The sequence below is a fragment of the Xanthomonas sp. WHRI 10207 genome, assembly GCF_040202975.1.
Lineage (GTDB): Bacteria > Pseudomonadota > Gammaproteobacteria > Xanthomonadales > Xanthomonadaceae > Xanthomonas.
On record NZ_JBEGDX010000002.1, the window covers coordinates 265,902 to 279,753 of the forward strand.

The window sequence follows — 13,852 nt, forward strand, 5'->3', positions numbered from 1 at the left end:
GCCGGTCCGGGCGGATGCGTGTTCAGCTAGCCGCGCGGGGGCAGCCGTACAGGCCTTCCCGGGCGATAAAGCCGGCCACCGCAGCCGGCACCAGCGCCTGCCAGGGCACGCCGGCAGCGATCTGCGCGCGCACCGCGCTGGCCGATTCGCCGCGCAACGGGTGGTGCAATTGCCACAACCGGCCGGCCGGCGCAGCGAGCAGTGCATCGGTGCCGGCGGCCCAACGCCCCTGCACCGCGGCGGCCAGGTGCGGCGCATCGCTCAGGTCCAGGGATGTGCCGGGCCGCGCGGCGATGACGAAGTGCGCCAGCTCAAACAGCGCCTCCCAGTGGTGCCAGCGGTGCAGTCCAACGAAGGCGTCGGCACCCAATAACCAGGCAATGGGCGTGGTCGGCCCGAGTGCCTCGCGCAGCTCGCGCAAGGTCTCCACGGTGTAGGACGGCGCCAGCTGTTGGCTGGCACGCTGCAGCTCGCGGCTGTCCAGCTGCAGCCCGGGCTGGTCGGCAAGCGCCAGTTCCAGCATCTGCGCGCGCTGCGCGGCCGTGGCACCGGGTGCGGCGCGATGCGGCGGATCGGCGGCCGGCACCAGGTGCACGAGCGCACCCAGTTCGTCGCGTGCCGCGCAGGCGATGGCCAGGTGACCCAGGTGGATCGGGTCGAAGGTGCCACCGTAGTAGAGGTGGAGCCGTGAATCGGGAATCGGGAATCGGGAATCGGAAGGGCCAGGAGCCGGTGCGGCCGGCTGGGGGCCGGAAACTGACGCGCTGGTCGCAGTGCTGGTGGGAGCGACAACCTGCGCGCCTTGGCTCGGCGGTGCAGTGGTTCGGGTTTCGGACCCCGTGTCCGGGATCGCGGACGCGCGGTTTCCAGGCCCGGCCTGCCCCGCTGTCACGCCAGCAATCTCACCGCACGCGCTTCGGCCACCGCAACCAGGAGGCGTTCCAGGCCAACCCAGGCATCGCCGTCGGCGCGGCCCTTGGCCATGCGGTCGACCAGGCCGGCCTCGGCGACGAAGCGCTCCCAGCGGCGCGCCTCGGGATGACGCTGCAGCGCGCGCTTGAACGGGGCCTGGCGGGATTCCCAGATGCCCTGCGATTTCATTTCCGCGGCCAGGTTGCCGCCGTTGGCCTGCACCTTTGCCAGTGCAGCGGTGCGCAGCAGTTCCTTGATCAGGATCGGCATCAGCGCGGCGACGGCTTCGCCTTCGGCGCGCAGCCCGGCGAGCATGCGGATCACCGCGGCGGGCTGGCCGGAGAAGGTGGTTTCGGCCAGGCGAAACACGTCGTAACGCGCGGCATCGGCCACCAGCGATTCCATCGCTTCCAGATCCAGCGTCTTGCCGTCGGCCAGCAAGGCCAGCTTGTCGATCTCCTGCGCGGCGGCCAGCAGGTTGCCTTCCACCCGCTCGGCCAGGCGCTGCACCGCGGCTGCGTCGGCGCGCAGGCCCTGGGCGCGCAGGCGGCGCTCGATCCAGTCGGACAATTCATGCGGCTTGATCGCCCAGGCCACGGCAATGGTGCCGATGCGGCCGATCGCCTCGGCCCACTTGCCCTGGTGCGCCTTACTCCAGTCGTTGGCGGTGATCAGCAGCACCACGTCCGGCGGCGGGTTGGCACAGAAGCGAGTGATGACTTCGGCGCCGTCCTTGCCCGGCTTGCCGCTGGGCAGGCGCACTTCCACCAGCCGGCGCGGGCTGAACAGGCTGGGCGCGTTGAAGCTGGCGTCGAGCTGGTTCCAGTCGAACTCGCGGCCGTCGGCATCGAACACCTCGCGCTCGCCGATGCCTTCAGCGCGCGCACGTGCGCGCACCGCATCGGCTGCTTCGAGCACGCGCAAGGTTTCCGGACCGGCGATCAGATAGGCCGGCTGCAACGGCTGATTGGACTGACCGGCCAGCTGCTCTGGGCGAAGTTCCATGACTACAACCGCGCGCCAGGTCGCAGGCTGACCGACACGCCGTCACGCGCCGCCGGCAGGCGAGCGCCGACGGGATGCTGGTCACGCCCAGCACGCGCCGCGCCTGTCAGTTCCGGACAGCCGCTGCGCCCGCCTGACACAGAAGCGGGAGATGCCATCGCCACGCTCAGTTGTTCGACGACGGCTGCGGCGCTGGCGGTAGCGAGGCCGGCACGCTGGATTCGGGCGTCGACGGCTGCACCGGCGGCGTGGTGGCCTGCGGCAGCGGCGCGGTCGGCGTGCTTTCCAGGCTCTCGCCACGCTGCACGCGGGCGCGCACCACGCTGTCGATACGGCGCAGGATCGAGGCCGACATGTCCTTGCGCAACTCGTCGGCCAGGATCTCGCGCTCGGTGGCGGTACCGGTGGCGTCCACTGGCGGCGACACGTAGTCGCGCGACAGCTCGATCACCTGCTGCGGCACCAGCACCGCACCGTTGGCGGTGGTGACGGTAAAGATGGCGGCATAGCGCAGGCTGTATTCCTGTGCACGGCCCTGACTGTCGATGGCGATCGGCAAATCGCCCCAGCGCTCGGACAACACCTGCACCTGCGCAAAGCCGGTCTTGGCGTCTTCGTCCGCCAGCGTGGCGCCGGCAGCCTTGAGGCCACGCCGCAACAATTTGGCCAGTTCGCTGTACTGCACTGCGGACTGCACCTTCACGGCCGGGGTATCGGGCGGCAACGCAAGCGAATTGCGCAGGTGGAAGCCGCAGGCGGTGAGGCTGGAGACCAGCACGAGGGACGCAGCGAAAGCAGTAGGAAATCGAATCATGGGCACAGTCTGGATGAGCGCCCCGGCGGCGGCAACAGGCGGCTAGCCTGACGCAGCCCGCGTGAACGGGGCTTGATAGGGCGCCGCGGAACAACGCGGCGCCCAGGAATGACAAACGCGTCGCCACGCGCCGGTGAAACGAATGACCAGAAGCCACCCCAACAATCTCACCTGCACGTCGCCGAGCGCGACTGAAATGACGTACCTGAAACCATCGCGGTAACTTTAACCATGCGTCGCGACGCACCAGCGCAGTTAATCGCAGACAACCACTGCAGCGCGCGGACCTGCGCAGCACCACGCGCCAGCGCAATACATTGCCGACACCGCCGCAGCAACCTGGCACCGCGTCGCCACGCCGCTCCGGGGAACTACCCGGATCGGCAATGGCAACCGGACCGATCAGCCGCCATCACCCCGCCACGATGTTCACGATCTTGCCCGGCACGATGATGATCTTGCGGATCGTCAGCCCATCCAGGAATTTCGCGGCATTGGGTTCGGCCTGGGCCAGCGCTTCGATGTGTTCGCGCGCGGCGTCCGCCGTCACCTCGATGGTGCCGCGCAGCTTGCCGTTGATCTGCACCGCCAGGGTCAACGCATCGCGCACCAAGGCGCTGGCATCGACCTGCGGAAACGCCACGTCTTCCAGCAGCGTTTCGCCACGGCCCAGCACCTGCCACAACGCGTGGCTGGCATGCGGGGTGATCGGGTTGAGCAGCAGCACCATCGCTTCCAGTGCTTCCTGCCGCACCGCCCTGCCCTGGTCGCTGGCGTCGTCGAACTTGGCCAGCGCGTTGGACAACTCCATCACCGCGGCAATGGCGGTATTGAAGCTGTGGCGGCGGCCGTAGTCGTCGCTGACCTTGCCGATGGTTTCGTGAATCTTGCGGCGGATCGCCTTCTGCTCGGCACTCAGGCTGGCGGCGTCGAGCGCAGCGGCCGCGCCTTCGCCCACATGCTTGTGCACCTGCACCCACAACCGGCGCATGAAACGCGCCATGCCGTCGACGCCGGCTTCGTTCCACTCCAGCGATTGCTCCGGCGGCGCGGCAAACATCGAGAACAACCGCACGGTGTCGGCGCCGTACTTGGCCACCATCGACTGCGGGTCCACGCCGTTGTTCTTGGACTTGGACATCTTCTCGGTGCCGCCGATATGCACCGGCTGACCGTCGGCGACCAGCACTGCGCCGGTGACGCGGCCGCGCTCATCGCGCTGGACCTCGACATCGGCCGGGTTGATCCAGTCCTTGCCGCCGTTGTCGGCGTCGCGATAGAACGTGTCGGCAATAACCATGCCCTGGGTAAGCAGGTTGGTCACCGGCTCGTCGCTGTCCACCAGCCGCGCGTCGCGCATGAGCTTGTGATAGAAGCGGAAGTACATCAGGTGCAGGATCGCGTGCTCGATGCCGCCCACGTACAGATCGGCCGGCATCCAGTAATTGGCGCGGCGGTCGACCATGTCGCGTGCGTTGGGGCTGGTGTAGCGCGCCACATACCAGCTCGATTCCATGAAGGTATCGAAGGTGTCGGTCTCGCGCTCTGCCGGGCCACCACAGTCCGGGCAGGTGGTCTGGCGCCAGGTCGGATCGGTCTTGATCGGCGAACCGGTGCCGGCAAATTCCACGTTTTCCGGCAACACCACTGGCAACTGGTCTTCCGGCACCGGCACCGCGCCGCACTTGGCGCAGTAGATCACCGGAATCGGGCAGCCCCAGTAACGCTGACGGCTGACGCCCCAGTCGCGCAGGCGGTAGTTGATGCGGCGCTGGCCCTGGCCCTTGCGCTCGAAACGCTCGGCCAAGGCTTCGAAGGCGCCGCCGAAATCCAGGCCATCGAACTCGGCCGAATTGATCAGCTCCAGCTCGCGGCTTTTTTCGGTGTACCAGTCGCGCCACTGGGTGGCGTCCCAGGTCTGTTCGTCTTCATTGCGCGGCTCGCGCAGCTTGACCACCTGCACGATCGGCAGGGCGTACTTGTTGGCGAACTCAAAATCGCGCTGGTCGTGGCCAGGCACCGCCATCACCGCACCGGTGCCGTAGCCCATCAGCACGAAGTTGGCCACCCACACCGGCACCTGCTCGCCGCTGATCGGATGCACTGCGGTCAGGCCGGTGGCCATGCCGCGTTTTTCCTGGGTTTCCAGCTCGGCTTCGGAGACACCGCCGTGCTTGAGCGTTTCCAGCAGCGCGGCCAGTTCCGGATTGGATTTGGCCGCATGCAGCGCCAGCGGGTGCTCGGCGGCGATCGACACGAAGGTCACGCCCATCAGCGTGTCCGGGCGGGTGGTGAACACGCGTAACGGGTCCAGCGGCGCGCCATCGGTGTCGCGCACGTCGAACTGGATTTCCAGCCCTTCCGAGCGGCCGATCCAGTTGCGCTGCATGGTCTTGACCGAGTCCGGCCAGCCGTCCAGCTGGTCCAGGCCGTCGAGCAGTTCCTGTGCGTAATCGGTGATGCGCAGGAACCACTGCGGAATTTCACGTTTTTCGACCAAGGCACCGGAGCGCCAGCCGCGGCCGTCGATCACCTGCTCGTTGGCCAGCACGGTCTGATCGATCGGGTCCCAGTTCACCACCGCGTTGCGGCGGTATGCCAGACCTTTGCGCATCAGCCGGGTGAACATGCGCTGCTCGTGCACGTAATAGTCCGGCGTGCAGGTGGCGAACTCGCGCGACCAGTCGATCGCATAGCCCAGCGATTTAAGCTGGCCGCGCATGTGCTCGATGTTGGCGTAAGTCCACTTGGCCGGCGCGGTCTTGTTCTTGATCGCGGCGTTTTCCGCCGGCAACCCGAACGCATCCCAGCCCATCGGCTGCATCACGTTGTGGCCGGTCATGCGCTTGTAGCGGCTGACCACATCGGAGATGGTGTAGTTGCGCACATGGCCCATATGCAGCGCACCGGACGGGTACGGCAGCATCGACAGGCAATAGAACTTGGGTTTATCCGAGTTCTCGTCGACCTGGAAGGCGCGGGTGGCGTCCCAGAACTGCTGGGCGGAGGATTCGACCTGCTGCGGGTCGTAGGCGTTGGGTTCGACGGTGGACATTGGGAGCGGATGCTCGGGCGGTGCAAAGCGGGACAGGGTACCGCAGTGCAGCAGGTGCTCCAAACCGCTCGCTCAGATCGCAGGCTTTGCCGGCCAGATCCAGGCGGCCACAGCCAGCCAGCCGACCCAAGCCAGAAACGCCAGGCGTTGTGCGATGGCCTGCCGCAGCAGGCCAGGCGGGCCAAATGCCAACACCGCCACCAGTAGCCCGGCCGCCAGGCTGAGCCAGGCCAACGCGCGGGTCTCGGGGGCATTGAGCAGCGCTGCGGCAATCAACAGCATGCCCGGCACAAACGCCACCGCCCACAGCAACCAGGCCGTGGCATGCGCCTGACTGGCGCGGCCGTCCAGATCGGTGGGATCCAGCGGCAGCATGCCCATGCCGACAAAGGCCAGCCCGGCCAGCACGATGAGCTGCCCGCCCACACGCAGGCTCCAGCCGGCCTTGGGCGGCATGCGCGCCAGCAAGCTGACGCCGGTGATCATGCCGAGCGCACCGACCAGCACGAACGCCAGCAGATTGAAGCCCAGCGCATGTGGCACACCCTGCGCGCCCAGCAACGCGACCGGGTGGCTGGCCTGCAGATAGCCCGGCAGCGTGGCCCCGAACCCGGCCAGCGCCAGCACGAACACGGTTGCCGCGATCAGGCCCAGGTAGCGCTGCGCGCTGTCGGTACTTCCCATTGTGGTGCTCCGCTGCGGGGCGCGTTGGCGCCACCAGGACGCGGCATTGTCGTGCCGGGCGCGCATTGCGTGAACCCCCCTTCGGCGTCCCGGACTGGCCTTGTGTCGGCCGGGTTTGCCACCATTACCAGCCATTGTTGCCGTCACCTCATACAGGAAGCCCATGTCCGACAAGCCGCATGTATTCGATGCCACCACCGACACCTTCGAGACCGATGTCCTGCAGAAATCGTTGACGACACCGGTACTGGTGGATTTCTGGGCCACCTGGTGCGGGCCGTGCAAGTCGCTTACGCCGATCCTGGAAAAGCTGGCAGGCGAGTACAACGGCGCATTTGAGCTGGGCAAGGTCGATGTGGACAAAGAACAGCAGATCGCTGCGGCGTTCCAGATCCGCTCGGTGCCGACGGTGTTCCTGGTCAAAGGTGGCGAGATCGTCGACGGCTTCCCCGGCGCGATGCCGGAAGGCCAGGTGCGCGAATTTCTGACCCAGCACGGCGTGCTGCCGGCCGAGCCGCAGATCGCCGAAGAGCTGCTGCCCGAGGCGCCGCTGGACCCGCAGGCACAGGCCGCCGCGTTGCGCGAGGCGATCGCTGTCGAACCGGACAAGGACGAGCTCAAGCTGGATCTGGCGCTGGCGCTGCTCAAAACCGGCGACACCGCCGAGGCCGAGCAGTTGATCGACGCCCTGCCCGCCAACCTGGCCACCGACGACCGCGCAGTGCGTGCCAAGGCGCGCCTGAGTTTTGCCAACGTGCTCAAGGACGCCCCGGACGCCAGCGCGCTGCAGGCCACCGTGGACACCAATGGCGCCGACTTGCGCGCGCGTCACCTGCTCGGCGTGCGCCATCTGCTCGACGGCAACGACGAAGCGGCGCTGGAACAGTTCCTGGAAATGCTGCGGCAGGATCGCGCCTTCGACGAGAACCTGCCGCGCCGCAGCCTGATCGATGCGTTCCGCGTGATCGAAGACGAAGACCTGGTCGGCCGCTACCGCCGCAAGATGTCGGCGCTGGTGTTCTGATAGCGACGGGCACTGTGGCGCGAGCCTGTGGCGTGAGCCGCGGCTTCGCACGCCTGAGAGCAGTTGCATGCGCTGAGATCGGTTGCATGCAGCGTGTCGATTGCACGCATTGCACGCGGCGTGTCGGTCACAGGGTCCGGCACGCCGCGGTGCGATGCGGTGCGAGGCCTGCATCCTGCCGCTACCAAGGCGCGCAGACCTGCCTATCCAAACAGGTCCCCCGCCCACAGTTCCGGCATCCTGAAGACCGACCCGACGAAGACGGCCGACCCCATGAACGCGTAGGAGCGGACCTGGCCGCGATGAAGCATTCCCGCGGTCGCGATGAATCGTTCCTCCGATAACGGTGACGCACCGTCGCGGCCAGGTCCCCTCCTACGAGAGAATGCGGGTGGTCGAGCCTTCTGCGCGAGGCGGCGCGACTTGCGCGGCCGGAGATGACGCAATGCCTGGACAGACTCACATGACGGGCAAAGCAGCTTCCCTGGACGGCCATCGCCAACCATACGCATGCGAATGTTATGCTGCAGGCCCGACCCGCCATGGAACCCGGCCCGCATGCGCGCTTCACTGTTCAAGCTCGGCATCAACCTGTGGCCGCCGTATCTGTTTTCAGGCATCCACGTCACCGTGTTGTCGGCCGACTATCGCTTCGCGCGTGTGGAACTGCGGCAGCGCCCATGGAATCGCAATTACGTCGGCACCCATTTCGGCGGCAGCCTGTTCGCGATGACCGATCCGTTCTGGATGCTGCTGGTGATGCAGAACCTGGGCCGCGACTACTACGTGTGGGACAAGGCCGGCAGCATCGACTTCGTCAAACCCGGGCGCGGCACGGTGAGCGCGGACTTTGTGATCGACAACGCCATGCTCGCCGAACTGCGCGACGCCACCGCCAGCGGAGAGAAGCATCTGCGCTGGTTCGAAAACACGATACACAACCGCGATGGCGAGGTCGTTGCGCACGTGCGCAAGCAACTCTACGTCAAGCGCAAACCGGCACGGTAACTGCAGCACTGTCGCTCTGCCGCAAAGCAGGAGAGCGATAAATCCATGCGCCAATCGGACAAGACGCGCCCGCTCGATGCGGGCACGTCATGTCCGCGCCAGGTGTGAAGCAATGGCATGCAATCATCATTGCCACGACGCTGGCGTAGCGCGTCGGCGCCGTGGCGTGCGCATCACCGCTTTGCGTCCTTGCGCGCATTGGTCAAGAATCAACCACCTTTCCTTCGCTGGTTGCCTTCATGCTGCTGCGCACTGTTGTTTCTGCCTGCCTGCTCGCGCTGGTATTGCCCGCTGCCGCGCATGCGGCCTACCGCAGCCCGCAACAGATCCTGGACAGCTCGCCGGCCAACGCCTGGCGCGTGCTCGATCCCGATCGCACGCTGTACCTGGAACTGGATACCGGCCGGGTGATCATCGAGTTGGCGCCGCAATTTGCGCCCGAGCACGTGGGCAACATCCGCACGCTCGCCCACGAGCGCTTCTGGGATGGGCTCAGCATCTATCGCTCGCAGGATAATTTCGTGGTGCAGTTCGGCGACCCCGATGGCGAGACGCCGGACAAGGCCAAATCACTGGGCTCGGCCAAGACCCATCTGCCTGCCGAGTTCGAACGCGCCGCGCAAGGTCTGGATTTTCAGCGTCTGCCCGATAGCGATGGCTGGGCGCCACAGGTCGGCTTTGTCGACGGCTTCCCGGCGGGCCGCGACAGCGCCACCGGCAAAGCCTGGCTGGCGCATTGCTACGGCACGCTGGGCGCAGGGCGCAACAATGACGAAGACAGCAGCATCGGCGCCGAATTGTATGTGGTCACCGGGCAGTCGCCACGGCAGTTAGACCGCAACATCACCGTGGTCGGCCGCGTGGTCAAGGGCATGGAGTTGCTAAGCGTGATCCCCCGTGGGCCGGACCCGATGGGCTTCTACGAAGACACCACGCAACGCTCTCCGATCCGCGCGATACGCCTGGCCAGCGAAGTGCCGGTGCCGGAGCGCACGCCGTTGCAACTGTTGCGCACCGACAGCCAGAGCTTCCGCGATGTGGCCGAAGCACGCCGCAATCGCAAGGACGACTTCTACAAGCGTCCGGCCGGACATATCGATCTGTGCAACGTGCCGCTGCCGGTGCGGACCCCGCCCGCGGGCTGAGTCGGGAATCGGGAATCGGGAATCGCAAAAGCGGGGCGCGCGTGCTTAACGCGCGCGCTGGCTGAAAGCGACGCTGCCCAGAATCAGCACCGCGGCCAGCAACATGGTCCAGGTCAGCGGTTCGCCCAGCAGCGACCACGCCAGCAGCGCACCGAATACCGGCACCAGGTAGGTCACGGTGGATGCACGCGCCGGGCCGATGCGCTGGATCAACCGGTAATACATCAAGAATGCCAACCCGGTGCAGACCACGCCCAATGCGGTCGCACACGCCCAGGCCACTGCCGGCACCGGCGTGGTCGGCCATTGCAGCCAGGCCAACGGTGCCAGCAGCAACGCACTGCACCCCAGCGTGGACGCCGCCGATGCAGCCGGTGGCAGGTCGCCCATATGGCGCTTCACCAGGTTGTAGCCGATGCCGTACAGCAACGAAGCGGTGGCGCCGGCCAATGCCGCCGGGCCCACGCTCAACCCGGCCGACTTGCCGGTCGCCAGCACCAGCACGCCGATGAATCCGACCAGCAAGGCCAGCGCGCGCCGCGTCCCGATACGCTCGCCAAAGAACAAGAACGCGATCAACGCAGTGAACAACACCGTCATCGCATTGCAGATCGCACCGACGGCGGCCGGCGCATGTTGCGCGCCCCAGGCAAACAACAGAAACGGCAACGCGGAGTTCAACACGCCGATCGCCGCCAGCATCGGCCAACGGTGCAAGGGGAACCGATCGCGCGCCAACCACAGAAACGGCAGCAGGACCGCTGCACCCAGCGCCAGGCGAATTTCCACCAACGCCACCGTGCCGAACTTGGGCGCCGCCACGCGCATGAACAGGAACGAGCACCCCCACACGATGCCGAGAAACCCCAGCTCGAGCGGGGTCCGCCATTCGCGCGTTGCAACGACCGGCTGCGTCGACGAGTGCGCGCTCATGGCTGTGCTCCCGCGGCATGCCGTGCGGCGCTGAGACGGCAGAAGACAAGCTCGGGCGGACAGCTGGACATGGCACGATCATCGCGACGGGATGACGCAGCATCGGCTGCTGCCGCAGGCCCGACAAGCGCGTAATATCGCGGTCAGCCACAAATCTGACTCATGTCTCGATGAATCTGCGCCCGACCCTGCTGCCCGCATTGGGCGTGTTCGCCGCCGCCGCGCGCCATCAAAATTTCGCGCATGCGGCCGAAGAACTGCATCTCACCGCCAGCGCGGTCAGCCACCATGTGCGCAAGCTCGAAGCGCTGCTCGGGGTCACTTTGTTCCAGCGGCTGCCGCGCGGGGTCAAGCTCACCGCCGAAGGCCGTCAGCTGGCCGATGCCGCCACCGCCGCACTGGCCGAGATCGCCGCGGTGGCCGGCAACCTGCATCCGCGCGAAGACGCCATCCCGCTGCGGGTGACCACGCTGCGCTCGCTGTCGTACTGCTGGCTATTACCGCGCCTGCCGCGCTTTTGCCGCGCCCATCCGCATGTCCGCCTGGACCTGCAATCGGACCCGGCGTTCTCGCGTTTCGAAGAAGGCGGCCCGGAACTGGGCATCCGTTATGGGCAAGGCGCATGGCCGGGACTGACCTCGCACCATTTGATGGACGATGAGCTGTTCCCGGTGGCCTCGCCCTCGTTGCCGGAAGTGGCGGCACTGCGCACACCGGCGCAGATTGCCCAGTTGCCGCTGCTGAGCGATATGTCGCCACAAGGCTGGCGCGACTGGTTTCGTGCCGCCCAGGTGCGCGGCACCACGCTGCCGCCGATGCATACCTTCAACGACAGCACCGATGCGATGCGCGCGGCGGTGTACGGCCTGGGCGCGGTGCTGGCACGCAAGCACATCGCCCAGCCCTATCTGCAACGCTACGAACTGGTGCGGCTACCCGGGCCCACGCTCAAAGCCCGCTACGCGTATTACATCGTGCACCCCAGCCACCGCGAGCCCAGCCCGGCGGCGGCGCTGTTCATCGACTGGCTCAAACGCGAGGCGCTGGACGAACGCACCCCGATGCCCGCGTTGCCGGCAGAACTGTTGGCACTGCCGGCGGCGTGAGAGTGGCCGCTTGAACCGCTGCGGTCTCGCCGGCCAGGTGTCGCGTCATTGGATCACCTGAGCGTGACGTTCTCGAAACGCGCGCGGTTGTTCCTGGACTGAGGTGGCCCGCCAGTCGTGCAGGCCACTGACGACAAACGCACTCATCGCCAATCGGCCGCACCCTGCGCCACAGCGTCGGTAGATCCCGTGCGCTCCCGCCGTGAGCCGCCGCGGCATCGTCCATCGCAGCAATGCTTGCGGCATTCGCCAGATGCACCCGGCCGTGGCCCGGGAGCACCACCCCAAAAAAACGCTTGACATCGGCCGCCATAAAATCAATTAATTAGCTAATTCGTTAATTACTTAAACCCTTATGTCCATCGACCGCGTCTTCGAAGCTCTCGCTTCCCAACCCCGCCGCAAGATGCTGGCGTGCCTGGCAGACCAGGAACTCACCGCCGGGCAGATCGGGCAGCTGTTCGAAATGAGTGCGCCGGCGATCTCGCGGCATCTATCGGTGCTGGAAACCGCCGGGCTGGTGTCCAGCGAGCGTCGCGGCCAGTTCGTGATTTACCGGCTCACCCCGGACAACCTGGTCAACACCCTCAGCAGCTTTGCCTTCGAAGTCTGCCCGGCCTCGGCACCGATCAAACGCAAAGCGCGTGCCTTGACCAAGAAGACCTCCTGACCCACCTCCGGCCGCAAAGGACTCATGCCGATGTTCAGCACACCCCAGCACCGCCCTGCCGACGCACACGCAGGTTTTCCGTCCGTCCGTCTGGAGTCCTACAGCGGCGGCCTGCCGGTGGAGGTCACGCTGATCGCACAGCTGGGCGTGGGCGCCGGCAACCCGTTGATCGACCAGGCATGCCGCCGCCAGCGCGCGCATCCCAGCTTTCACGATGCGCTGGACGAGCCATCGGCACGCCTGGCGGCCACCGATTTTGCGCACGGCGAATCGACCGCGTTGTTCTCGTTTGCAGTGGGCGCCAACGGCCACCCGTTCCATCGCCACGCCGGGCATCGCATGTTCACCGCCATCACCGGCAGCAGTGGCGCGCAACTGCGCTTTTGCACCGCCTCGATGGAGCAGATTGAACAGGACCCGCAGCACTTTCTGGCGGCGCTGCGGCATATCGATCTTCCGGCCGATTGCCTGTTTACCGTGCGCTTTGGCGGCGGCACCTGGCATCAGTTCGCACCGCTGAAAGCGCAGGCCGCACACCCGGCGTTTTTTGCACTGTCCTGCCACAGCGATGAGGCCGGCGGCGAGTTGAGCGATGCGGTACGCGCACGCGTGCTGGCCGGTACCGCCGATATCGCAACGCTCACCGAAACGCTGCCCGAGGCGGTGATTGCACTGCTGGCCTCGGCGCAGGCGCGTGCGCTGCAGATTCCCACCGTGGGTCTGTCGCTGGCCGCATCGCCGGGCAGCAGCCGGTTTGCCTGGTGCGGCCGGCTGCGCTCCTTCAGCGGCAGGCTGCGCCAGGCAGTGAGCCGGCTGCGGCGGCCGATGGGGTTCGTTGCGCTGGCACCGCAGCGGGCGCAGGTCAGCGTGCATGCCGAGCCCAAGCCCGGCTCGCTGCTGACCAGGCATCTGCAACGCTTCGATCATCAGGACAGCGTGCGTCTGCGCCTGCAGGCGCATCAGTTGCGTCAGCACGGTGCGCACACCTTGATGGCGTTGCTGCTGGAAGGATTCACCGAGCGCGCGCCGCCGGGCGTGACCTGGCTGATGCGGCTGCGCAATGCGCTGGTGGCACCGTTGCAGTTGCGGACCTCGCCGCTGGGCTGCCCGGTGTCTTCGTTGCTGTCGGCGCAGCGCGACTGTCTGTTCGCGGGCCGGTTCCCGGTGCTTGCGCAAGACACCGCGCCACTGGGCCGACGCGTGCAGGTTTTGCTGGGCGCCGACGACCGCCACCTGGTCTTCCGCAGCAGCGTGGGCGTGGAGGTACTGGAGGATGGCAGCGTGGAGCTGAGCCTGGAGACGCGGGTGGCCTGCCGTAATACGTTTGGCCGCGTCTACATGGCCTTGGTAGACGGCGTGCACCATCGCTACATCGCGCCGGCACTGCTGCGCACTGCCGCGCAGGCGCTGCTGGTGCCGGTGCTGGATACCGCCCCGGTACAGGCGACAGCCAAGCGCGCGTGAGCAGCCGGCGCACGCAGCCATCACCCGATCTT

12 protein-coding genes are annotated in these 13,852 nt (G+C 66.8%); 6 read left to right on the forward strand and 6 right to left on the reverse strand.

Annotated elements, in window-relative coordinates; translation table 11 throughout:
* Nucleotides 1-22: 22 nt before the first annotated feature.
* The 5 genes from nadD to ABQU90_RS06770 all read right to left on the reverse strand — a co-directional run bounded on the left by nadD (nt 23) and on the right by ABQU90_RS06770 (nt 6,470).
* Nucleotides 23-892 carry a nicotinate-nucleotide adenylyltransferase gene (gene nadD / locus ABQU90_RS06750; protein ID WP_407078760.1) on the reverse strand — a complete coding sequence of 290 codons (870 nt, stop codon included), beginning with the start codon at nt 890-892 and terminating at the stop codon, nt 23-25.
* On the reverse strand, nt 889-1,917 hold the full coding sequence (holA, locus tag ABQU90_RS06755) for a DNA polymerase III subunit delta (protein ID WP_055849929.1): 1,029 nt from the start codon (nt 1,915-1,917) through the stop codon (nt 889-891). Before holA ends, nadD begins: the two co-directional genes overlap by 4 nt.
* A gap of 166 nt (nt 1,918-2,083) precedes the next feature.
* Nucleotides 2,084-2,731, reverse strand: a complete 648-nt coding sequence (locus ABQU90_RS06760; RefSeq protein WP_055849928.1) for an LPS-assembly lipoprotein LptE — start codon at nt 2,729-2,731, stop codon at nt 2,084-2,086.
* A gap of 412 nt (nt 2,732-3,143) precedes the next feature.
* A complete protein-coding gene (leuS, locus tag ABQU90_RS06765) occupies nt 3,144-5,786 on the reverse strand; it encodes a leucine--tRNA ligase (RefSeq protein WP_323521220.1) in 2,643 nt (880 codons plus the stop codon).
* 72 nt (nt 5,787-5,858) lie between these two features.
* Nucleotides 5,859-6,470, reverse strand: a complete 612-nt coding sequence (locus ABQU90_RS06770; RefSeq protein ID WP_311238310.1) for a DUF998 domain-containing protein — start codon at nt 6,468-6,470, stop codon at nt 5,859-5,861.
* Between the two features lie 163 nt (nt 6,471-6,633).
* Here ABQU90_RS06770 and trxA point away from each other — a divergent pair, with 163 nt between their 5' ends.
* The 3 genes from trxA (at nt 6,634) to ABQU90_RS06785 (ending at nt 9,647) form a co-directional block, all read left to right on the forward strand.
* Nucleotides 6,634-7,494 (forward strand): thioredoxin, encoded by an 861-nt coding sequence (gene trxA, locus ABQU90_RS06775; protein ID WP_323521221.1) that lies wholly within the window; start codon nt 6,634-6,636, stop codon nt 7,492-7,494.
* A 558-nt stretch (nt 7,495-8,052) separates the two neighbouring features.
* On the forward strand, nt 8,053-8,502 hold the full coding sequence (locus ABQU90_RS06780; protein WP_323521222.1) for a DUF4442 domain-containing protein: 450 nt from the start codon (nt 8,053-8,055) through the stop codon (nt 8,500-8,502).
* Between the two features lie 239 nt (nt 8,503-8,741).
* Entirely contained in the window at nt 8,742-9,647 is a 906-nt protein-coding gene (locus tag ABQU90_RS06785; RefSeq protein WP_407078761.1) for a peptidylprolyl isomerase, read from the forward strand.
* Nucleotides 9,648-9,692: 45 nt separating this feature from the next.
* Here ABQU90_RS06785 and ABQU90_RS06790 read toward each other — a convergent pair whose 3' ends face one another.
* The gene (locus ABQU90_RS06790) at nt 9,693-10,580 is read right to left on the reverse strand and encodes a DMT family transporter (protein ID WP_055849914.1); all 888 of its coding nucleotides are present in this window, start codon (nt 10,578-10,580) and stop codon (nt 9,693-9,695) included.
* A gap of 170 nt (nt 10,581-10,750) precedes the next feature.
* Here ABQU90_RS06790 and ABQU90_RS06795 point away from each other — a divergent pair, with 170 nt between their 5' ends.
* The 3 genes from ABQU90_RS06795 to ABQU90_RS06805 all read left to right on the forward strand — a co-directional run bounded on the left by ABQU90_RS06795 (nt 10,751) and on the right by ABQU90_RS06805 (nt 13,820).
* Nucleotides 10,751-11,686, forward strand: coding sequence for a LysR substrate-binding domain-containing protein (locus ABQU90_RS06795; protein WP_323521223.1), 936 nt, complete (start codon nt 10,751-10,753; stop codon nt 11,684-11,686).
* Between the two features lie 355 nt (nt 11,687-12,041).
* Complete coding sequence (locus ABQU90_RS06800) at nt 12,042-12,356, forward strand: metalloregulator ArsR/SmtB family transcription factor (RefSeq protein WP_055849910.1); 315 nt, start codon at nt 12,042-12,044, stop codon at nt 12,354-12,356.
* Between the two features lie 30 nt (nt 12,357-12,386).
* Nucleotides 12,387-13,820 (forward strand): DUF2867 domain-containing protein, encoded by a 1,434-nt coding sequence (locus ABQU90_RS06805; RefSeq protein WP_323521224.1) that lies wholly within the window; start codon nt 12,387-12,389, stop codon nt 13,818-13,820.
* Nucleotides 13,821-13,852 lie beyond the last annotated feature (32 nt).